The sequence below is a fragment of the Streptomyces sp. NPDC016469 genome (assembly GCF_040632905.1).
In the GTDB taxonomy this organism is placed as follows: Bacteria; Actinomycetota; Actinomycetes; order Streptomycetales; family Streptomycetaceae; genus Streptomyces.
Map to the genome: position 1 here is coordinate 1 of NZ_JBEYCQ010000017.1, position 20,820 is coordinate 20,820.

Here is a 20,820-nt window from a genome sequence, read left to right on the forward strand (position 1 = left end):
GCGCTCGCCGGGTACGGAGGCATCTTCCAGCGCAACACGCGCGCCTCCGGTGTGATCCCGCAGATCAGCGTGATGCTCGGCCCGTGCGCGGGCGGCGCGGCCTACAGCCCCGCCCTGACGGACTTCGTGTTCATGGTCCGTGAGACCTCACAGATGTTCATCACCGGCCCGGACGTCGTGAAGGCCGTCACCGGCGAGGAGATCACCCAGAACGGCCTGGGCGGCGCGGACGTCCACGCCGAGACCTCGGGCGTCGCGCACTTCGCGTACGACGACGAGGAGACCTGCATCGCCGAGGTCCGCTACCTGCTGTCGATGCTCCCCCGGAACAACCGCGAGAACCCGCCCTCCTCGGCGAGCGACGACCCCGCCGACCGGCGGTGCGAGGCCCTGCGCGACCTGGTCCCGCTGGACGGCAGCCGCCCGTACGACATGCGGCGGGTCATGGAGGAACTGGTCGACGACGGCGAGTACATGGAGGTCCACGAACGCTGGGCCACCAGCGTCCTCACCGCACTCGCGCGCCTCGACGGCAGGGTCGTGGGCCTGGTCGCCAGCCAGCCGCAGGCGCTCGCGGGTGTGCTCGACATCCACTCCTCCGAGAAGGCCGCCCGCTTCGTGCAGCTCTGCGACGCCTTCAACATCCCGCTCGTCACGCTGGTCGACGTGCCCGGCTTCCTGCCCGGCGTCGACCAGGAGCACGGCGGCATCATCCGGCACGGCGCGAAACTGCTGTACGCGTACTGCAATGCCACCGTGCCCCGCATCCAGGTCATCCTGCGCAAGGCGTACGGCGGCGCCTACATCGTCATGGACTCCCGGTCCATCGGTGCCGACCTCTCGCTGGCCTGGCCGGGCAACGAGATCGCCGTGATGGGGGCCGAGGGTGCCGCCAACGTCGTCTTCCGGCGGCGGATCCAGGCGGCGAGCGATCCGGACGCGATGCGCCGGCAGCTGGTCAAGGAGTACAGGACCGAGCTGATGCACCCCTACTACGCGGCCGAGCGCGGGCTCGTCGACGACGTCATCGACCCCGCCGACACGCGCGCGGCCCTCGCCGCCGCGCTCGCCATGCTCGGCTCGAAGCATGCCTCGATACCCACCCGGAAACACGGCAACCCCCCTGTCTAGGAGGCCCCATGTCAGAACCACCCCTTCAAGGACCCCTCGGTACGGCCCTGTTCAAGGTGATCAGGGGCGCCCCCTCCCCGGAGGAACTGGCGGCCGTCGCGGCCCTGCTCACCGCCCTGGCCGCAGCCGGCCGCGACGAGCCCGGTCCGGTGCGCGAGGCCGCGCCGGCCGCCGTCTGGGACAGGCCCGACACCTTTCCGCCCGCCTCCTGGATGGCCAGGACCTGAGGCGACGACCGGCGCTCCGGGCCCGCGGCCTGGCAGTTTGCTGCCGGTGTCGTTGCCGGGCCCGGCGGCGCCCTGGTAATCAGTCCCAAAGCGGCGAACCCGGTCGTACAGGAACGGCTACGATCGAAATCAGGAGGCGGTTCGTGCTTCAGGTGGTGTTCCGAATCCTGGGGCCGCTGGACATCGGTGCCGACGGGCGGCCCGTCGTACTGCAGGGCGCCCGTCAGCGCACGATCATGTCGATGCTGCTCCTCGCCCCCAACCGTGTGGTCTCGGTCGACACCCTCGCCGACGCCGTCTGGCAGGGCCGCCCGCCCGCCACCGCGCGCAACCAGATCGCCATCTGCGTCTCCGCCCTGCGCAAGACCATCAAGAACGCGGTCGGGGTCGAGGACATCCTGGTCACCAGCCACCCCGGCTACATGCTGTTCGCCGGCGAACACCGCATCGACGCCGTCGAGTTCGAGGAGAGCGCCGCCAAGGGGCGGGAGGCCGCACGCCGGGGCCGGTCCGAGGAGGCCTGTGCCCACTTCGAGGAGGCGCTCGCCATGTGGCGCGGCCCCGCGCTCGAAGGCATCTCCGCCGAACGCGTCGAGTCCGAGGCCGCCCAGCTCACCGAGATGCGCCTCGACGTGTACGAGGAGTACGCCGGACTCCGCCTCGCGCTCGGCCAGCACCGCGACATGACCGGCGAACTGAGCGCGTTCGTCCGCGAACACCCGCTCCGCGAACAGGCCAAGGGCCACCTCATGCTGGCCCAGTACCGCTCGGGCCGCCGCGCCGAGGCCCTGGAGACCTACCGCGGCGCCCAGCGGCTGCTCGCCGACGAACTCGGCATCGACCCGGGCCCCGCGCTCCAGGAGCTGCACGAGGAGATCCTCGCCGACTCCCCGCGACTCGGCCTGCCCGCGGAATCCGTCACCCTCGTCCCCCAGACGACCGTCCCCGCGCATCTGCCGCCCAGCGCCGCTTCGTTCACCGGACGTCACGCCGAACTCGCCTCGCTGGACCGGCTCCTGGAGCACCTCGACGGCGGCGCGCTCCCCGTCGGGTCCATCACGGGCACGGGCGGCGTCGGCAAGACCGCCCTCGCCGTGCACTGGGCCCACCAGGTGGCCGCGCGCTTCCCGGACGGGCAGCTCTTCGCGGACATGCGCGGCTACGACGGGGCCGAGGCGCCCCGCAGACCGGCCGCGGTGCTCGACAGGTTCCTGCGCGCCCTGGGCGTGCCCGGACCGCAGATCCCCGCCGACCAGAACGAGCGCACCGCCCTCTTCCGCAGTGTGCTGGGCGGCCGCCGGGTCCTGGTCGTCCTCGACAACGCCCGTTCCTTCCAGCAGATCCGCCCCCTGCTGCCCGGCACCGGGCGCTGCTGCGTCCTGGTCACCAGCCGGGACACCATGGGCCGCGCGCTCGCCGGCGACTACGCCTTCGTACCGCTGCACCTCGGCGCCCTCGAACAGGACGAGTCCATCACCCTCCTGTCCCGGGTCGCCGGTGACGACCGCTTCGGTGTCGACCCCGTGGGCGCCGCCCGGCTCAGCGCGCTCTGCGACCGCCTCCCGCTGGCCCTGCGGATCGCGGCCGCCCGGCTCGCCGCCAAGCCCCACTGGTCGGTACGGACCCTGGTGGCCCGGCTGGAGGACCAGCACCGCAGGCTCGACGAACTCAGCCTGGACGAGCGCGGGGTCCGGGCCGGGCTCAGGCTCAGCTACCGGGACCTGCCCGCCGACGCGGCCCGGATGTTCCGGCGGCTCGGGGTCCTCAACGTCTCGGACTTCTCCGCCTGGGCCGGCGCCGCGCTCCTCGACATCGACCCCGTCGACGCCGAGGACCTGATCGAGCTGCTGGTCGACGCCCAGCTCCTGGAACCGCTCAGCGCCACCACCGGCCACGTCCGCTACCGCTTCCAGGACCTGCTGAGGCTGTTCGCCCGCGAGTGCGCGCGGGAGGAGGACACCGAGGAGGAGCTGCGCGCGGCCGGCCGGCGCGCCTGGGGCGCCTGGCTCGCGCTGGCGGGTGAGGCGCACCGGCGGGTCTACGGCGGCGACTACACCGTCATCCACGGACCCGCGCCGCTCCACCGGCTCCCCGGCCATCTGGTGGACAGCCTGCTGGAGGACCCGATGGAGTGGTTCGAGACCGAACGCTCATCGATCACCGGCCTCGTCGAACAGGCCGCCCGCGAGGACGAGTCCGCCTATGCCTGGGACCTGGCCATGACGAGCGTGACGCTCTTCCAGAACCGCGACTACCTGGAGGACTGGCGGGACTGCGGCGAACGGGCCCTGGAGGCCGCGACCCGGACCGGGGACCCCCTCGGCCGGGCGGCGATGCTGCACTCCCTCGGAACCCTGGAGATCGTCGGGTGGGACCACGATTCGGCCCACCGGCGACTCAGCCTGGCCCTGCGGCTGTTCGAGCAGCAGGGCCAGGATCAGGGACGCGCCCTGGTCCTGCGGAACCTGGCGCTGTGCGAACGCCATCGCGGTGACATGGACCGGGCCAGGGAGATGGCCCACCGCTCGCTGGAGATCTTCCGCGCGGTCGGTGACCACTACGCCGAGGCCCATGTGCTGGGCCTGCTGGCGCAGGTGGAGCTGGAACGGGGCGACCCCCAGGCGAGTCTGCGCCTGTCCTCCGAGGCGGTCGCCCGGAGCCGGGGGCTGGGCACCGTACGGGGAGAGGCGCAGAACACCGTCCGGCTGGCCGAGGCCCTGCTCCACCGGGGTGAGGGGGAGCGGGCCGAGGAGGCCTGCCGGCGCGCGCTGGAGCTGGTCCGGGGCAGCGGTGACCGCCGTGGTGAGGCGCACACCCTGCGCACCCTGGGTGAGGCACTGTGGTGCCGGGGCAGGACGGAGGAGGCGGAGACGGTCCTGCGGGACGCGCTGCTGAGCTCGGGCAAGGTGCCCGACCGCTTCCTGGAGGCGCGGGCCGCGATCGCCCTCGGCTGTGTGCAGGTCCTGCACACCGACCGGGCCGGGGCGGCCGGGAGTTTCAAGACGGCGCACGACCTCTTCGCGGAGGTGGGGGCACCGGGCTGGCAGGACAGGTCCGCCCGGCTGCTGGCGGCGCTCGGCGACGGCGAGACCTGGGACTCCGACCGCCTGTTCGCGCTCGTACGGCCCTGAGCACCGCCCGGCTCAGGTCCACGGGTCGTCCGCCGTCGTCGCCGGGGCGACCGTCCACGGGTCGTCCGGCTTCGCGGCGCGGACGACGGTCCACGGATCGTCGGCCCGCTTCGACGGGGCGATGGTCCAGGGGTCGTCGGCCACCGCCCGCACGACGGCGTCCGTACCGGAGCGGAGCGCGGCCGGCCCCATGGCGCCGACGGGCCCCACCGTGCCGGCCACCGCGAGGAGGAGCACGGCTCCCGCCGCGACCCGGCCCGCCGGAACGGTCCTGGCCGGGAGAGGGGAGAGCTTCATGATGACCTCCTGTGACAGCTGCGACGGGCGTTTCGGGCTGTTGTCCCGGTGTGTGCCATGAACGTTACGGAGAACCCGTTTTGATGCTCTTTCATCTCGCTTTCGGAACCGCGAAATAGAGCCGATGGCGAAGAAAAACCGCAGGTCAGTAGCTTTTTCCCCACGTGGCCCGGCGACCGGAACGGGCCTGCTGAACGGGGGAACCGCATGGAACTCAAGATCCTGGGGCCCGTCTCGGCCGAGCTCGACGGCCGCGCCGTCGCCCTGGACGGCGGCAAGCAGCGCACCGCGCTCGCGGCCCTGCTCCTCGCCCGTGGCAAGGTCGTTTCCGACGAGCGGCTGACCCTCCTGCTGTGGGGCTGGGACCCGCCCGCCACCAGCCGGAACCAGCTCTACACCTATATGTCGCGGCTGCGTACCCGCCTCGGCGCCGGCCTCGGCCTGGAGCGGCACGGACCCGGGTACCGCATGGACATCCGCGACGCCCGCTTCGACTGGGACGTCTTCCGCGAACTCGCCGACTCGGGCCGGGACGCCCTGGGCGCGGGCCGTCACGCCGAGGCGGAGCGCCTGCTGCACGACGCCCTCGCGCTGTGGCGCGGCCCGGCGCTCACCGACGTCACCCCACACCTCGCCGAGGCCGAGGTCCCGCGCATGGAGGAGGCCCGCCTCTCCGCGCTGGAGAACCACGCCGAGGCGGCTCTCGCGCTCGGCCGGCACACCGACATGGTCCCGGCACTCACCCGGCAGGTCACGCTCCACCCGGTACGCGAACGGCTGCGCGGGCAGCTGATGACCGCCCTGCACCGCTGCGGCCGGCAGGCCGACGCGCTCACGGTGTACGAGAAGGGCCGCCGGGCCCTGGCCGAGGACCTCGGCATCGACCCCGGCCCGGAACTGCGAGCGCTGCATCAGGAGATCCTCACCGGCACACAGCCGCCCGCCCGCGCACCGGAGCGGGACCGCGCGACGCCGGCCCGGGTAGGAGAGGAACACCCCGAGCCCCAGCACACCGAACCGGTCCCCGCACCGCCCGGGGCGGAGGTCCCCGGGGGCGGCTGGCAGGGCCTCGTCCCCGCGATGCTGCCCGCCGCACCCGGCGACTTCACCGGCCGCGCCGCAGAGGCGCGCGACGTGCTCGCCGCCCTGCGCGGGCACCAGGACGCCGTGGTCACCGGCGCACCCGGCACCGGCAAGTCGGCCCTCGCCCTGTGGGCCGCCGAACGCTGCCGGGCCGACTTCCCCGGCGGCCAGCTCTACGCGGACCTGCGCACCGCCGAGGGCGGGGCCCGTGCACCCGGCGAAGTCCTCGGCTGGTTCCTGCGCGCCCTCGGCACCGCACCGGACCGGCTGCCCGCGACCCAGGAGGAACGCGTCCAGCTCTACCGGACCCTGCTCGCCCGCAGCCGCCCGGTGCTGATCGTCCTCGACAACGCCGCCGACGACGCGCAGGTCCGCGCGCTGCTGCCGGGCGGCGGCGGAAGCCGCACCCTCGTCACCGGGGTGCGCTCCCACCTGGCCTCGCTGGAGGGCACCCGGCTGGTCGGGCTCGGACCCATGGAACCCGCCGAGGCCGGCGCCCTGCTGGCCGCCGTCGCCGGGCCCGAGCGACTCGCCGGGGCCCCCGGGGCGGCGGCGCGGATCGCGGAACTCTGCGACCGGCTCCCGCTCGCCCTGCGCATCGCGGCGGCCCGGCTGGCGGCCCACCCGCACTGGCCCGCGGCCCGGCTGGCCGAGCGGCTGGCCCCGGAGGACCGCCGGCTGGGGGAGCTGCGGATCGGCTCCCTCGACGTACGGGCCGGGCTGCGCACCGCCCTGTCGCAGCTGGACCGGGCCACCAGGCCCGCGTTCGCCGTGCTGGCGCGGGCCGGCCTGTCCGCGCTGACGGCCGGCGACGCCGCGGCGCTGCTGGGTACGGGCCCGGAGGAGGCCGAGGAACTGCTCGAACGGCTGGCGGACGCCCGGCTGCTGGAGGCCTGGAGCGTCGACGGCGACGCCCGGCTGAGCTACCGCTTCATGCCGCTGGTGGGGCTGTTCGCCAGGGAGCAGTGCGCCGATCCCGTCCTCGCCCCCGCCCCGGCGTGAGGCGGTAGCTCCCTTCTTCCCGCCCGCCCGTTCCCTCCCCGGTCCGGTGGGCCGGCCGCACTCCGGCCGGCTCACCGGACCGTCCGGCATCAGCCGCAGCCGCCCGCATGGCCCTCGTCCAGGCCGTAGGCGGCTATGTAGCCGGTGCCGGCGGTGCCCGGGGTCGCCAGCCCGGTCAGGGCGTCCACGTACTCCGCCAGCAGGTCGGTCCAGGGTGCGTCGGTGTCCCGCAGCAGAATCTCCTGCGCCGTCGCTTCCCGTCGCTCGATCTCCGCCAGGAATTCCAGCGGATGCTGAACCATCGTGGGGCCGGGCTGCTTGTCGTACATCATTCCTCCTGTATGGGTCCGGGCCCCGATCAGGTCCCGCACCAACAGGTTCGGCCGAGGGGATACAGGAATTCCCCGGGGCATCTGTACGCGTCCGTGCAGACCGGTACAGGTCTCCATGGCTTCGTGAGGGAAGCGGTACAGAAAGGGCGGGAAGAGTGGGCGCCATGGAAAGTCTCATCAGGAGGATCGTGGTCGTGGGAGGCACGGCAGCCGGCTGGACCGCCGCCGCCAGGCTCGCGTCCGTGTTCGGTGGCACAGTCTCCGTCACGGTGCTGGAGCCGCCCTCGCGTCCGGCCGGAGTCTCGGAGACGGGCCAGGTCAGCGCCGTGCCCCCGGAGTTGCAACGCGAACTCTTCGACCGGCTCGGGGTCCCGGAGGAGGAATGGATGCGGGCGTGCCGCGCGTCCTTCGCGGCCGGCGTCCGTTACGCGGACTGGCGCGCCGGAATGGCCGGAGCACCCGCCCCGGAGAGAGCGGGACGTTTTCGCGCGGACCACTTCTACCGCACCTGTACGCCCCTTTCCTCGTGCGAGGAATTCACGCTTCTCGAATGCTGGCAGAACCGGCGCGGCAGCGGCGAGACCATCGAGGCGTTCGATTACGCCTGCTTCCGCGAACCGCCATTGCTGGACGCCGGTAAATCGCCGCGATGGATGGACGGACGCGCGGCGGTTCCGTACGGCTGGCACATCGACACCGCGATGTTCACGCGCTGTCTCCGGGACCTGGCGATGCGGCGATTCGGGGTACGCGCGGTCCGCGACACGCCCCTCCACGCCGAACGCGATGCCGACGGCACGCTGACGCTGCTGCACACGACGGAGTCCGGGCCCGTCCCTGGTGACCTCTTCCTGGACTGCACGGAGGACGAGCGGCTGCTGATGACCGGGCTGCTGGGGGAACCGTTCGTCGAGACGGACGAGGGCCCGGGGTGCGACAGCGCCGTCATGGTCACCGTCCCGATGGACGAGGAGACGCACGCGATCGAGCCCTTCACCACGGTCACCGCCCTGCCCGACGGCTGGGCGTGGAAGATGCCGCTGCTGGGCGGGTTCGGGGCCGGCCGGGTCTACGCCCGTGACCTGACCGGACCCGACGAGGCGCTGAACGCGCTGCGCGCTCTGCACGGCCCCTTCTCCCGGAACGCGACGGTCCGGCACAGCGGGTACCGCACCGGGTACCTGCGCCGGTCATGGGCGGGGAACTGCGTGGCCGTGGGCCGCGCCGCCCATGTCCTGGAGCCCCTGGCGGACGACGGTCTCGGCGAGGTCCTGCGCCAAGTGGGCCGTCTGGTGAGGGACTTCCCGGCGCTCCGGAACCGGGAGGCGCCCGCGGTCCGCTACGACCGCGCGGTCCGCCGGCGCCACGCGGAGGCCCGCGACCTGGCCGCGCTGCGCTACGCCGTGGCGCCCGGACTCGACACCCCGTTCTGGGCGGACCGGCGCGCGCGTCCGCTGCCCGACGCCCTACGGGAGTCGCTGGCCGCCTACCGGGCCGGCCTCTCCCCGGGGCCGGACCCCCAGGAGGTGGCGCACCACACCCTGCTGGCCTCACTGCTCACGGACCCCCCGTCGCCCCGGCCCGCCCTGGCCCACCGCCCGGCCGCCCGGCAGGAGGCGGACGCCCTGTTCCTGCGGGTCGCGCGCCAGCAGCGGATCCTGCTGGAGACGCTGCCCACGGCCCAGGAGTATCTGCGCCGCCTCCACACCCGCCCACCGTCGCTCACGCCGGACCCGGGTGCCGTCCGGGGGTGGCACCCGGACCCGGCGCTTCCTCCGGTTACGGCGTGACCGTCACCGTCCGGCTGCCCGACGCGGCCTTCCCGCCCGTGCGGTAGGTCGCGGTCAGCTTCACCTCACCGGAGGCACCGGCCGGGACCGTGACCGGCACCTTCACGTTGGCGCCCTCACCGGGACGCGTCGCCGGGAACGCCACCCGCTTCGCCGTCCAGCCGGCGGGCACGGCCAGTTCGACCGTGCCCGCGTCGCGCCTGACGTCCATCCGGTTGACGACCCGTACGGTGATCTCCGCGCTCGTCCCCGCCTTCAGCGTGGCCGGCGGGGTGATCGTGACGTCCGCGCAGGTGCCGCCGAGCCACTTCAGGTCGAACGAGGAGTACGTGATGTGCTCGTAGTTCCCCCGCTCGTACAGCAGGCCGAGCCGGCCGCCCGGGAGCCGGGTCAGCGTCGAATAGGCGGCGGCGCCCGGGTCCACGACCTTCTTGATCGGCCAGGTCCTCCCGTTGTCGCAGGACATCTTGACCGTGAGGTTCTTGCGCGAGGTGGCCTCGGTGTTGCTGAACAGCAGCCAGGAGGACTGCGGGTCCGAGGCCGGCGCGTCGGGGGCGTACCGCATGACCGAGCCGTTGTTCGCCGGGTCGGGCAGCTCCGTGTCCTGGACGAACGGCGTGTACGTGACCCCGCCGTCCGAGGAGTACGCGACCGTACGGTACGGCGCCGAGCGGTTGTTGAGCATGACCGTGCCGTCGTTCAGCTCGACGGTCTTGTTCTCGTCGCCGCCGGGGCCGACCGGGGTGCCCATGTGCCAGGTCTCGCCGTGGTCGTCGCTGTACGCGCTGACCGCGTAGTTGGCCCCGCTGTTCCGGATGGCGTATTGCTGGACGAGCCGGCCCCTGTGCGGGCCGTTGCGCAGCTGGATGCCCTCGCCGGACGAGGCGAACATCCCGCCCCAGGCCGGGTTCTTGATCTGCTCGGTGATCCGGCGGTGGGTCCAGGTGAGCCCGTCGTCGTCGGAGTAGCTGTAGTCGGCCTGGAGGACGTCCGGGTCGGTCTCGTCGTTGCCGGTGGCCGAGCCGAAGAAGCCCTGGTTCTCACCGGCCGCGTAGAACAGGAAGATCCGCCCGGTGACCCGGTCGACCAGCAGGCTCGGGTCCCCGTACCCCTTGGGCGCGGCGTCCTTGCGGACCACCTGCTGCGCCTGCCAGGTCGTCCCGCCGTCGGTGCTGCGCCGCAGCACGATCCCGATGTTGGACGGCAGGTCGCCCAGGGTGGGCCGGGCGTCGTACGCGGCGAGCAGGGTTCCCTTGTCCGAGGTGGTGAGGGCGGGGATGCGGTAGTGGGGGGAGCCGATTCCGTCGACGGTCAGGTCCTGGGACGTGAGCGTGCCGGGGGCGGGTGACGCGGCCTGCGCGGTGCCGGTCGTGGTGACGACCAGCAGGGCGGCGCCGAGCAGGGCGACAGGGACGGTTCGCTGCATGGACGATCTCTCTCTCGTCAGGAGCGACCGGCCTGCCCCGATGGCAGGCCGGTGAACAGGGAGGCCACCCAGGCCAGTTGCTCCCGCCGCTGGTACTCCGCACCGCCCTCGTGCCCGTTGAACGGATAGACCCGTACGTCCTTGGGCCCGGCGTAGCCGTTGTAGGCGGTGAAGCAGGTGGAGGGCGGGCAGACGTCGTCCATCATCGCGATGGAGAACAGCGCGGGGGCCGTCGCCCGGGTGGCGAGCAGTGCGGCGTCGAAGTAGGCGAGCGTGGCGAAGACCTGCTCCGTGCGGTCGCGGTGCAGGTTCAGGTACTCGGCGATCTCGGTGTACGGGGGGCGCCCCGCGATCTCGGCACCCCGGCGGACGTTGCACAGGAACGGCACGTCCGGCATGACCCCGGCGAGCCCCGGCACCAGCCCGGCGACGGCCAGGGTGATACCGCCCCCCTGGCTGATCCCGGTCACCACGATCCGGTCCGGGGCGATCTCCGGGTGCTCGCGCACCGCGTCCACGCACCGCACCGCGTCGGTGAACAGCCGCCGGTAGTAGTACGTTTCGGGGCTCTCGATGCCCCGGGTCAGGAAGCCGGGCACCACGCCCGGCGCGCCCCCGTCCGGATCGGCGGTGGCGCCGCCGGCCGCCGACCAGCCCTGCCCCCGGGTGTCCATCAGCAGGTGGGCGTGACCGGCCGAGGCCCACAGCAGGTTCTCGTGGGCCAGGCCCCGGCCGCGCCCGTAGCCCAGGAACTCCACCACGCAGCCCAGGGGTCCGGCCGCCCCGGCGGGCATCCGCAGCCAGCCGCGTACCGGCTGCCCGGCGAAGCCCGGGATCGTCACGTCGTACGTGCGGACCTGGGTGAGCCCGGTCTCCACCTCGGCGAAGACCGGCTTGCCGGACGCGTGGGTGCGGGCCTCGTCCAGGGTCCGGGACCAGAAGTCGTCGAAGTCCGCGGGGACGGGCAGCGGAGGCCGGTAGTCGCGGCAGGCGTCGAGCGAGAGGTCCGTCAGCGGCATGGGGTGCCCTCCTGGGGCGCGGCGGGGGAAGATGCCGAGGGCGTGGGCGACGACATCAGATGCATGACGTCAGATGTCCTGTCGCCACACGGACCCTAGGCACCGCCCGAGGCGGCCGTCAAGGGTCCTTACGGGCCGCCCGGGCCCGTCCGCGCGGCCGCCCGGCGCCCCGCGGACGGCTCAGCGCCGGGCGCGGGCCTCGGCGATCCGTCGGCGCACGGGCGCGTAGTGCTCGCCGAGCGCCTTCATGAAGCCGGTGATGTCACCGGCCCGCGCGGTGTCCACGATGTTCTGGTGGGCGGTGATCGTCTCCGTCTCGTCGGCCTGCGTGAACCCGTCCAGGTGCGGCGCGACGATCGTGTACACGTCCCAGAAGGCCATCGAGAGCTGGCCGATCAGCTCGTTGCCCAGCGGGGCCACGAGCTGGGCGTGGAAGGCGCGGTCGGCGTCCACGAAGCCGTGCCCCTCCTGGGCGCCCCTCTCGCGCATGGTCGCCACGAGGGCGTCCAGCGAGTCCAGCTGGTCCGCGCTGAGCTGCGAGACGATCCGGTCGGCCATCCCGCGCTCGAACAGCTCGCGCACATCGACCAGGTCCGCCATGACCTGGAAGTCGTCGTCCGGGGAGAGCAGGCCCCGGAAGGTCAGGCTCTCCACGAGCGCGGACAGGCTCAGCCGGCCGACGTAGGTGCCGTGCCCGTGGCGGACCTCCACGATGTCCAGCGCGTCGAGGATCTTGACGGCCTCGCGGACGCTGGAGCGGCTGGCGCCGAGCGCCTCGCACAGGGCGGGCTCGGTGGGCAGCGGGTCCCCGGGGCGGAGTCGTTCCTCGAGGATGTACCGCTTGATGCCGTCCACGACTTCCTGCCGGAGCAGCTGCCGGCCGGGTTTCGTTCCGGACATAGGTGAACTCCCCACCTCTTGACCCCTCTCGATTGTCAAGCTACGTTCCCACGCTATCAAGGCATCAGACATCTGACGTCTGATGCTCAGGGTCCCGCGGTTCCCCGCGAACCCGCGCCAGCTCCCCGTATCCCGTCCCAGACGTTCCACCTCAAGTCCCTGGAGGACCCGTGCCCGAGCTGAGATCAGCCGGTGTCGAGCGCCGCACCTTCCTGCGTTACACCGGCGTCGTCGGCGCCGCGGCCGCCATCACGGCCGGCCTGTCCGCGTGCGGCGGGCCGTCCTCGACCGCCAACGGCTCGACCGACAAGGGCAGCGGAAGCGACCTCATCGAGGCCGGCCTGTCCTACCCGCTGTCGACCGGCTTCGACCCCATGATCACCTCGGGCGCGACCCCGTACGCCGCCAATATGCACATCTTCGAGGGCCTGGTGGATCTCGATCCGGCAACGCTCGTGGCACGGCCCGCACTCGCCACCGGGATGCCGAAGAAGATCAACGCCACCACCTACCGCGCCACGCTCCGCAAGGGCGCCACCTTCCACGACGGCTCGCCCGTCACCGCCGACGACGTGGTGTTCAGCTTCGAACGCATCCTGGACCCGAAGAACGCCTCCCTGATGGCGCAGTTCGTGCCCTTCATCGACACGGTGAAAGCGGTCGACGCCGGCACGGTCGAGTTCAAGCTCAAGTACCCCTTCGCGCTCTTCCCGTCCCGCATCGCCGTCGCCCGGATCGTGCCGAAGAAGATCGTGGCGCCCGACCCCAAGGGGTTCGACGCCAAGCCCGTCGGTTCGGGGCCGTACAAGTTCGTCTCCGCCACCCGCGAGGACAAGATCGTCTTCGAGGCCTACGACGCGTACAACGGCGCCCACCCGGCCAAGGCCAAGAAGATGGTCTGGCGCCTGATGTCCGACCAGTCGGCCCGCGTCAGCGCCATGGAGTCCGGCCGCGTCCAGGCCATCGAGGACGTCCCCTACATCGACGTCAAACGCCTCTCCGGCTCCGCCAGGACCGAGTCGGTGCAGTCCTTCGGGCTGCTCTTCCTCATGTTCAACACGGCCGACAAGCGGTTCGCCGACAAGCGGGTGCGCCAGGCGCTGCACTACGCCCTGGACACCGAGAAGATCATCTCCACCGCCATGGTCGGCAACGCCACCGCCGCCACCGGCTACGTCCCCGCCACCCACCCCGACTACCACAAGGCCGCCACCGTCTACACGCACGACGTGGCCAAGGCCAGGAAGCTCCTGGACGAGGCGGGCGCCGGCGGCCTCTCCTTCACCGTCCTGACCACCGACACCGGCTGGGTCAAGGACATCGCCCCGCTGCTCAAGGAGAGCTGGGAGGCCGCGGGCGTCGAGGTCACGCTCAACATCGCCCAGTCCCCGGCCCAGTACGCCAAGATCGACAAGGGCGACTTCGACGTCCTCGTCGCCCCCGGCGACCCCTCGGTCTTCGGCAACGACGCCGACCTGCTGCTGCGCTGGTTCTACTACGGCTTCTGGCCCGAGAGCCGCTACGGCTGGGGTGAGTCCGCCGCGTACAAGAAGGTGAAGCAGACCCTCGACAAGGCGGCCCAGGCCGCCGACGAGGCGAAGCGCAAGGAGCTGTGGGGCCAGGTCACCGACCTCGTCGCCGACGAGGCCGCCCTCTATCCGATCCTGCACCGCAAGCTGCCCACCGCCTGGAAGGAGAAGGCGCTCCCCGGCTTCGAGCCGCTGCCCACCACGGGCCTGTCCTTCCTGGACGTCAGCCGCGGCTAGCCCTCCCAGAACCCCGGCCCGGGGCGCCTCACCCCACCCGGCGTCCCGGACCGGACCGCCCAACCGCAAGGAACCCGACGATGGTTGCTTTTCTCCGGCTCGCGCTGCGCCGCGTCGCGATGATGCCGGTGATGATCCTCGGCATCGCGCTGCTCGTCTTCGTGGTGCTGCAGTTCTCGCCGGTCGACCCGGCCTTCAACGCGCTCGGGGAGAGCGCCACACCCGAGGCCCGTGCGGCCTTCGCCGAGGCCAACGGCCTCAACGACCCGCTGCCCGTGCGCTACTTCCACTTCCTGGGGCAGCTCCTCCACCTGGACCTCGGCATGACGGTCCCGCCCAGCCAGCCCGTCGCGGACCGCATCACCGCCGCCTTCCCGCTCACCCTCCAGCTGACGGTCCTCGGCCTGATCCTCGCGATCGTCCTCGCCGTCGTCGCCGGCGTGCTCGGCGCGATGTACCGCGACCGCTGGCCCGACCAGCTCTTCCGGGTGCTGTCCATGGCCGGGGTCGCCGTCCCCTCGTTCTGGCTCGGCGTCCTGCTCATCCAGCAGTTCGCCCTGAACACCCCGGTCTTCCCGACCGGCGGCTACACCAACCCGGCCGACTCCTTCGGCGGCTGGCTGCGCTCCATGGCCCTGCCCGCCCTCTCGCTCGCCGTCCCCGTCGCCGCCTCGCTCGCCCGCCTCGTACGGACCTCGATGGTCGCCGAACTCGACCGCGACTACGTCCGCACCGCCCGCGGCAACGGCCTGCCCGTCTTCCTCGTGATCCGCTCGGTGCTGCGCAACGCGCTCGTCACCCCGCTCACCGTGCTCGGCGTCAAGGTCGGCTACCTGCTCAGCGGCGCCGTCGTCATCGAAGCGATCTTCGACCTGCCCGGCATGGGCAAGCTCATCCTCGAAGGTGTCACGGGCGGCGACGTCGCCCTCGTCCAGGGCACCGTACTGACCATCGCCATCGCGTTCCTGGTGGTCAACGTCATCGTCGACCTGCTCTACCTGCTGGTCAACCCGCGCATCAGGACGGTCTGACATGTTTGCCACCAGCCGGCTGACCACCAAGCTCTCCCGCCCCGGCATCGCCTTCCGCGCGCTCCCGGTCACCTCCCGCATCGCGCTCGGCGTGCTGCTCGTCGTCATCCTGGGCGCGGTCCTCGCACCGCTGCTCACCCAGAACCCGCTCACCACCGGAACCCCGGTCCAGGCACCGAGCGCCGACCACTGGTTCGGCACCGACCGGGCCGGTCGCGACGTCTTCGCCCGTGTCGTGCACGGCTCCCGCTACTCGCTGATCATCGGCCTCGGCGCGACCGCCGTCGCCCTGGTCGCCGGCTCCGTGCTCGGCGCCCTCGCCGCCACCTCGCGCAAGCTCGGCGACGAGTCCGTGATGCGCACCCTCGACGTGGTGATGTCGTTCCCGCCCATCGCGCTGGCCGCCGTCCTCGTCGCCGTCTTCGGCACCAGCATCCCCGTCATCATCTTCACCATCGCCTTCGTCTACACCCCCTCGCTCGCCCGCGTCGTCCGCGCCAACGTGCTGTCCCAGTACGGTGAGGACTACGTCGCCGCCGAGAAGGTCATCGGCGCCCGGCGCGGCTACATCGTGCTCCGGCACGTCGCCGTCAACTGCATGGCGCCGGTCATGGTGTTCGCCACCGTCATGGTCGCCGAGGCGATCATCTTCGAGGCCAGCCTCTCCTTCATCGGCGCCGGAGTGCAGGACCCCGACCCCAGCTGGGGCAGCGTCCTCGCCTACGGCCGGCAGATCCTCCTGGCCGGCGGCTGGTGGGCCACCTTCTTCCCCGGCCTCGCGCTGCTCGTCACCGTCCTCGCCCTCAACATCCTCTCCGAGGGCCTGACCGACGCCTCCGCCGCGCCGAAGGCCGCCCGCCCCGCCGCCCCCTCCGGCACCACCACCGCCCCCGACCCCGTCGAGGCGCGCTCCACCGTGGACATCGACGCCGCCCTGGCCAAGCTCGCCCGGCGTGTCCACGCCCAGGAACCCGCCATCACCCCGGTCCCCGAGGACGCCGCCGAGCTCCTCGTCGTACGCGACCTCGCCATCCGCTTCCCGGACCGGTACGGCACCACCCCGGTCGTGGACGCCCTCTCCTTCACCGTCCACGAGGGCGAGACCCTGGGCCTCGTCGGCGAATCCGGCTGCGGCAAGTCCATCACCAGCCTGGCCGTGATGGGCCTCCTCGCCCGCAACGCCGAGGTCAGCGGCGAGATCCTGTACCGGGGCCGCGACCTCCTGGCACTGCCGCCGAAGGAACGCCGCGCCCTGATGGGCCCCGAGATCGCGATGGTCTACCAGGACGCGCTCTCCTCCCTCAACCCCTCCGTACTCGTCGGCACCCAGCTCAGGCAGCTCACCTCGCGCGGTGGTACGAAGACACCGGCCGAACTCCTCGAACTCGTCGGCCTCTCACCCGAACGCACCCTGCGCAGCTACCCCCACGAGCTCTCCGGCGGCCAGCGCCAGCGCGTCCTGATCGCCATGGCCCTCTCCCGCAGCCCCCGCCTGCTCATCGCGGACGAACCGACCACCGCACTCGACGTCACCGTCCAGGCCCAGGTCGTCGAACTCCTCGTCCGGCTCCGCGAGGAACTCGGCTTCGCCATGGTGCTCGTCTCGCACGACCTCGCCCTCGTCGGCGACCTCTCGCACCGCGTCGCGGTGATGTACGCCGGCCGGCTCGCCGAGATCGGCTCCACCCGCTCCGTACTCACCGCCCCCACCCACCACTACAGCCGCGGCCTGCTCGGCTCGGTCGTCTCGCTGGAGGCCGGCGCCGACCGGCTGCACCAGATCCGCGGCGTCGTTCCCGCGCCCCAGGGCTTCGGCCCCGGCTGCCGGTTCGCCTCACGCTGCGGCGCCGCCACCGAACTGTGCCGCACCACCACCCCCGCACTCACCGCGCGCGCCGCCGCGCAGGACCACGGCTTCGCCTGCCATCACCCGGCGAAGGCCGCGCAGCTGGAAGGGAGCGCCCTGTGATCAGGCTCGACGGCGTCCACGTACGCCACAAGGCACGCAGCGGAGGCGTCTTCCGCCGCGACGCCGTCCACGCCCTCACCGACGCGAACCTGGAGGTGAAGCGCGGCGAGATCGTCGGCCTCGTCGGCGAGTCCGGCTGCGGCAAGTCCACCCTCGCCCGGGTCCTGACCGGCCTCCAGAAGCCCACCGAGGGTACGGTCGCCTTCCACGGCCGCGACCTGTGGGAGATGACCGGGACCCAGCGCCGCCAGGACTTCGGCTCCGCCGTCGGCGTGGTCTTCCAGGACCCGTCCACCGCGCTCAACCCGCGCCTCACCGTCGAACGGATCCTGCGCGACCCGCTCGACGTGCACCGCCGCGGCACCCGCGAGGCACGGACCGCCCGGGTCGCCGAACTCCTCGACCTGGTCGGCCTCCCCGGCCACACCCTCGCCGCCCTGCCCGGACAGCTCTCCGGCGGCCAGCGCCAGCGCGTCGCCATCGCCCGCGCCCTGGCCCTGGAACCGGAGCTGATCGTCGCCGACGAGCCCACCTCCGCGCTCGACGTGTCGGTGCGCGCCCAGGTCCTCAACCTCCTGGTCGACCTGCGCGAACGCCTCGGCCTCGGCATGGTGTTCATCTCGCACGACATCCAGACCGTCCGCTACCTCGCCGACCGCATCGCCGTCCTCTACCTCGGCCGCATCGTGGAGGAGGGCCGCGCCGCCGACGTCGCCGGCGCCCCCTCCCACCCGTACACCGAGGCACTGCTCTCCGCGACGCCCAGCCTGCTGGAGAGCACCGAGCGCATCGTGCTCACCGGCCCCGTGCCCTCGGCGACCAACCCGCCGACCGGCTGCCCCTTCCGCACCCGGTGCTGGAAGGCGGACGACGCCTGCGCCACGGTCTTCCCCGAGCGCACCGAGGGCCCGCACGGGCACCGCCACCACTGCGTCCACCCCCAGACCTCCGCATCCGCCGTACCGTCCGCAAGGAGCACCGCATGACCGCCCGTACCCCCCGCTGCACGGGAGTGATCCCGCCCGTCGTCACCCCGCTCACCGCGGACGGCGAGCTCGACATCCCCTCGCTGGAGCGGGTCGTGGGGCACCTCGTCGACGGCGGTGTCACGGGCCTCTTCGCCCTCGGCAGCTCCGGCGAGACCGCCTACCTCACCCCGGGGCAGCAGGACCGGGTCATCGAGGCCGTCACCGCGGCGGCGGGCGGCCAGGTGCCGGTCCTCGTCGGCGCGATCGAGACCACCACCAACCGGGCGATCGAGCGCGCCCGGCGCGCCGCCGAGCTGGGCGCCGACGCCGTCGTCGTGACCGCGCCGTTCTACACCCGCACCCACGCCACGGAGATCGACCGCCACTTCCGGGACGTCGCCGCCGCGCTCGACCTGCCCGTCCTGGCGTACGACGTGCCGGTCTGCGTGCACAGCAAGCTCGACCCGGAACTGCTGCTGCCGCTCGCCGCCGACGGGGTGCTGGCCGGGGTGAAGGACTCCAGCGGCGACGACGGCTCGTTCCGCCGGCTGGTCATCGGCGCCCGCGAGCTGCCGGGGTTCTCCGTGCTCACCGGCCACGAGCTGGTGGTAGACGCGATGATGCTCGGTGGCGCCGACGGCTCGGTCCCGGGGCTCGGCAACGTCGATCCGCACGGGTACGTACGCCTGCACGAGGCGGCGGTACGCGGTGACTGGGCGGCCGCGCGCGCCGAACAGGACCGGCTGGTCGCGCTGTTCGACATCGTGCGCGCCGCCCGCCCGGGCACGGCGTCCGCCACGGCGGCGGGGCTCGGCGCGTTCAAGACCGCGCTGATGCTGCGCGGGATCATCGCCACCAACGTCATGAGCCCGCCGATGCGGCGGCTGGACGCCGAGGAGACGGCGGCGGTCGCCGCCTGCCTGGAGCGCGCGGGGCTCGCCACGGTGTGACGCGTACGCGGCACAGGGCGCCGAAGACAAGAGGTCCGGCCGGACAGCTCAGGGCTGTCGGGCCGGACCTCTTCGTGCTCGGGGAAGCGTCAGCTCACTTCTTCGCGGCGCGGGCGCGGCGCATCAGCAGGCCGCCGCCGAGCACCAGCGCGGCGCTGGCGCCACCGGCGATGCCCAGGTTCTCGTTGGCACCGGTGTGCGCCATCTGCGGCGGCTTGTGGTGCTTCGGAGGCGTGTGGTGCCAACCGGTGTGGGTCGGCGGGTTGTGCGTGGGCGGGTTGTGCGTGGGCGGGGTCGGCGGGTTGTGGTGGTGGCTGGGCGGGCAGTCGTCGTCGTGGTGGTGCACCGGCGGCTTCGGGGGCTTCGGCGGGTGGTGCGGCTTCGGCGGGTTGTGGTGGTGGCTGGGCGGGCAGTCGTCGTCGTGGTGGTGCACCGGCGGCTTCGGGGGCTTCGGCGGCTTGTGCTCGTGGCCGCAGTCGCAGTCGTGGTCGTGGTGACCCGTCGGCGGCTTGTGGTGCGGCGGCTTGTGGTGCGGGGGCTTGTGGTGCGTCGGCGGCTCCTCGGTGGGCGGGTTGCCCTCGTCGTCGCCGTTCTCGCACTCGTTGCCGGCGGCCGGGTTGAGCAGGCCGACCACGTTGACCGTGTTGCCGCAGACGTTCACCGGGACGTCGACCGGCGCCTGGATCAGGTTGCCCGAGAGCACGCCGGGGGAGCCGGCGGCCACGCCCTGGGCGCTCGCACCCTGGGTGTCACCGGCCTCGGCGTCGCCGCCCTCGTTCTCGCACTCGTTGCCGAAGGCGGGGTTCAGCGCGCCGATCACGTTGACCGTGTTGCCGCAGAGGTTGACGGGGACGTGCACCGGGACCTGCACGGCGTTGCCCGAGGCGACGCCCGGCGAGCCGACAGCGGCACCGTCGGCCGAGGCATCGGCGAAGGCATAACCGCCGGAGGCGGTCAGGATGCCTGACGCCGCCGCCATGACGAGCATGCTCTTACTCAAGGCTTTTCGCATTGGTGCCCTTCCTTGGGACATTTCTCGCGGACGCGCGGTCCGCAGTTCTTTCATCAGGCGGTGCAGCAGCCGTCGGACCCGCCCATCCAGGAGCGGCCCTCCTGGCGGAGCGGCTTGACGACACCCATAACGACGTCCGCGTGCGTGAGAAACGTAAATGCGGTGAATTTTCTGTGAGCACGCGGCAGGGCTACGAGTGAACGTTTCGCCTCTCGATTTCCGACAGTATTACTCGATCACTTTCGTACGGACGTCCGTGTCTTCCGGGCATTCGAGTGAATGGCGATAACCAAACGTCGGCCCGGCAGTTGTTCAGGGCGCTCCGGCTACGGGGCATCCAGTACGAGAAGGGTTCATCGTGATCAAGAAGGTCCTGGCTACGGGTGCCGTCGCCGCCTCCATCCTCGGTCTCGGCGCCGCGCAGGCGATGGCCATCGGCAACGACGGTGGCACGACCTCGGTCAACGGCAACGGTGCCTCGCAGTCCTTCGGCAACGCCGTGACGCACGGCGACGGCAGCCCTCAGTTCGACCTGGTCCAGGGCTCGCTGAACAAGCCCTGCGTCGGCCTGCCGCTCAAGGCGAACGTCGGTTCGCTCATCGGCCTCGTCCCGATCGCGGTCCAGGACGTCAACGTCCTGTCCAACCCGCAGAACCAGCAGTGCACCGAGAACTCCACCCAGGCCAAGGGTGACGAGCCGCTGTCGCACATCCTGGACGGCATTCCGGTCCTCTCGGGCAACGGCGCCGGCAACAGCTGATCCGGCCCACCCTCCGGGCCCGGGCC

Annotated in this window: 17 protein-coding genes; 11 read left to right on the forward strand and 6 right to left on the reverse strand. The window is 72.3% G+C overall.

Annotated features, from left to right (window positions below; genetic code table 11):
* From ABZ565_RS20355 to ABZ565_RS20365, 3 genes are all read left to right on the forward strand, one after another.
* A partial coding sequence (locus ABZ565_RS20355) for an acyl-CoA carboxylase subunit beta (protein ID WP_361028473.1) occupies positions 1-1,131 on the forward strand: 1,131 nt, incomplete at its 5' end.
* An 8-nt stretch (positions 1,132-1,139) separates the two neighbouring features.
* Positions 1,140-1,358 (forward strand): acyl-CoA carboxylase epsilon subunit, encoded by a 219-nt coding sequence (locus ABZ565_RS20360; RefSeq protein ID WP_361028476.1) that lies wholly within the window; start codon positions 1,140-1,142, stop codon positions 1,356-1,358.
* Between the two features lie 143 nt (positions 1,359-1,501).
* Positions 1,502-4,489, forward strand: a complete 2,988-nt coding sequence (locus tag ABZ565_RS20365) for a BTAD domain-containing putative transcriptional regulator (RefSeq protein ID WP_361028479.1) — start codon at positions 1,502-1,504, stop codon at positions 4,487-4,489.
* 12 nt (positions 4,490-4,501) lie between these two features.
* On the opposite strand, the gene ABZ565_RS20370 is transcribed toward ABZ565_RS20365, so the two are convergent.
* Complete coding sequence (locus ABZ565_RS20370) at positions 4,502-4,786, reverse strand: hypothetical protein (protein ID WP_361028482.1); 285 nt, start codon at positions 4,784-4,786, stop codon at positions 4,502-4,504.
* A gap of 207 nt (positions 4,787-4,993) precedes the next feature.
* Between ABZ565_RS20370 and ABZ565_RS20375 the strand changes: the two genes are divergently transcribed.
* The gene (locus ABZ565_RS20375) at positions 4,994-6,871 is read left to right on the forward strand and encodes a BTAD domain-containing putative transcriptional regulator (RefSeq protein WP_361028485.1); all 1,878 of its coding nucleotides are present in this window, start codon (positions 4,994-4,996) and stop codon (positions 6,869-6,871) included.
* Between the two features lie 89 nt (positions 6,872-6,960).
* Here the strand turns inward: ABZ565_RS20375 and ABZ565_RS20380 are convergent, their stop codons facing one another.
* Complete coding sequence (locus ABZ565_RS20380) at positions 6,961-7,203, reverse strand: DUF6269 family protein (protein ID WP_361028488.1); 243 nt, start codon at positions 7,201-7,203, stop codon at positions 6,961-6,963.
* 164 nt (positions 7,204-7,367) lie between these two features.
* On the opposite strand from ABZ565_RS20380, the gene ABZ565_RS20385 reads away from it, so the two are divergent.
* Positions 7,368-8,993 carry a tryptophan 7-halogenase gene (locus tag ABZ565_RS20385; RefSeq protein WP_361028491.1) on the forward strand — a complete coding sequence of 542 codons (1,626 nt, stop codon included), beginning with the start codon at positions 7,368-7,370 and terminating at the stop codon, positions 8,991-8,993.
* Here the strand turns inward: ABZ565_RS20385 and ABZ565_RS20390 are convergent.
* The 3 genes from ABZ565_RS20390 to ABZ565_RS20400 all read right to left on the reverse strand — a co-directional run bounded on the left by ABZ565_RS20390 (position 8,983) and on the right by ABZ565_RS20400 (position 12,338).
* Positions 8,983-10,419 carry an exo-alpha-sialidase gene (locus ABZ565_RS20390; protein WP_361028494.1) on the reverse strand — a complete coding sequence of 479 codons (1,437 nt, stop codon included), beginning with the start codon at positions 10,417-10,419 and terminating at the stop codon, positions 8,983-8,985. The two genes, ABZ565_RS20385 and ABZ565_RS20390, sit on opposite strands and share 11 nt — an antisense overlap.
* Before the next feature lie 17 nt (positions 10,420-10,436).
* On the reverse strand, positions 10,437-11,438 hold the full coding sequence (locus ABZ565_RS20395; protein WP_361028497.1) for an acetylxylan esterase: 1,002 nt from the start codon (positions 11,436-11,438) through the stop codon (positions 10,437-10,439).
* A 180-nt stretch (positions 11,439-11,618) separates the two neighbouring features.
* Positions 11,619-12,338, reverse strand: coding sequence for an FCD domain-containing protein (locus tag ABZ565_RS20400; protein ID WP_361028500.1), 720 nt, complete (start codon positions 12,336-12,338; stop codon positions 11,619-11,621).
* Between the two features lie 170 nt (positions 12,339-12,508).
* On the opposite strand from ABZ565_RS20400, the gene ABZ565_RS20405 reads away from it, so the two are divergent.
* The 5 genes from ABZ565_RS20405 (at position 12,509) to ABZ565_RS20425 (ending at position 19,022) form a co-directional block, all read left to right on the forward strand.
* Positions 12,509-14,104 (forward strand): ABC transporter substrate-binding protein, encoded by a 1,596-nt coding sequence (locus ABZ565_RS20405; RefSeq protein WP_361028503.1) that lies wholly within the window; start codon positions 12,509-12,511, stop codon positions 14,102-14,104.
* Between the two features lie 80 nt (positions 14,105-14,184).
* Positions 14,185-15,135: an ABC transporter permease gene (locus ABZ565_RS20410; RefSeq protein ID WP_361028506.1), complete on the forward strand. Its 951-nt coding sequence runs from the start codon at positions 14,185-14,187 to the stop codon at positions 15,133-15,135.
* 1 nt (position 15,136) lies between these two features.
* Positions 15,137-17,104, forward strand: coding sequence for a dipeptide/oligopeptide/nickel ABC transporter permease/ATP-binding protein (locus ABZ565_RS20415; RefSeq protein WP_361028509.1), 1,968 nt, complete (start codon positions 15,137-15,139; stop codon positions 17,102-17,104).
* Positions 17,101-18,090 carry an ABC transporter ATP-binding protein gene (locus tag ABZ565_RS20420; protein ID WP_361028512.1) on the forward strand — a complete coding sequence of 330 codons (990 nt, stop codon included), beginning with the start codon at positions 17,101-17,103 and terminating at the stop codon, positions 18,088-18,090. Before ABZ565_RS20415 ends, ABZ565_RS20420 begins: the two co-directional genes overlap by 4 nt.
* On the forward strand, positions 18,087-19,022 hold the full coding sequence (locus ABZ565_RS20425; protein WP_361028515.1) for a dihydrodipicolinate synthase family protein: 936 nt from the start codon (positions 18,087-18,089) through the stop codon (positions 19,020-19,022). The genes ABZ565_RS20420 and ABZ565_RS20425 overlap by 4 nt, the downstream gene beginning before the upstream one ends.
* Positions 19,023-19,116: 94 nt before the next feature.
* Here the strand turns inward: ABZ565_RS20425 and ABZ565_RS20430 are convergent, their stop codons facing one another.
* Complete coding sequence (locus ABZ565_RS20430) at positions 19,117-20,010, reverse strand: chaplin (RefSeq protein ID WP_361028930.1); 894 nt, start codon at positions 20,008-20,010, stop codon at positions 19,117-19,119.
* Between the two features lie 382 nt (positions 20,011-20,392).
* Here ABZ565_RS20430 and ABZ565_RS20435 point away from each other — a divergent pair, with 382 nt between their 5' ends.
* Positions 20,393-20,794, forward strand: a complete 402-nt coding sequence (locus ABZ565_RS20435; RefSeq protein WP_361028518.1) for a rodlin — start codon at positions 20,393-20,395, stop codon at positions 20,792-20,794.
* Positions 20,795-20,820: the final 26 nt, after the last annotated feature.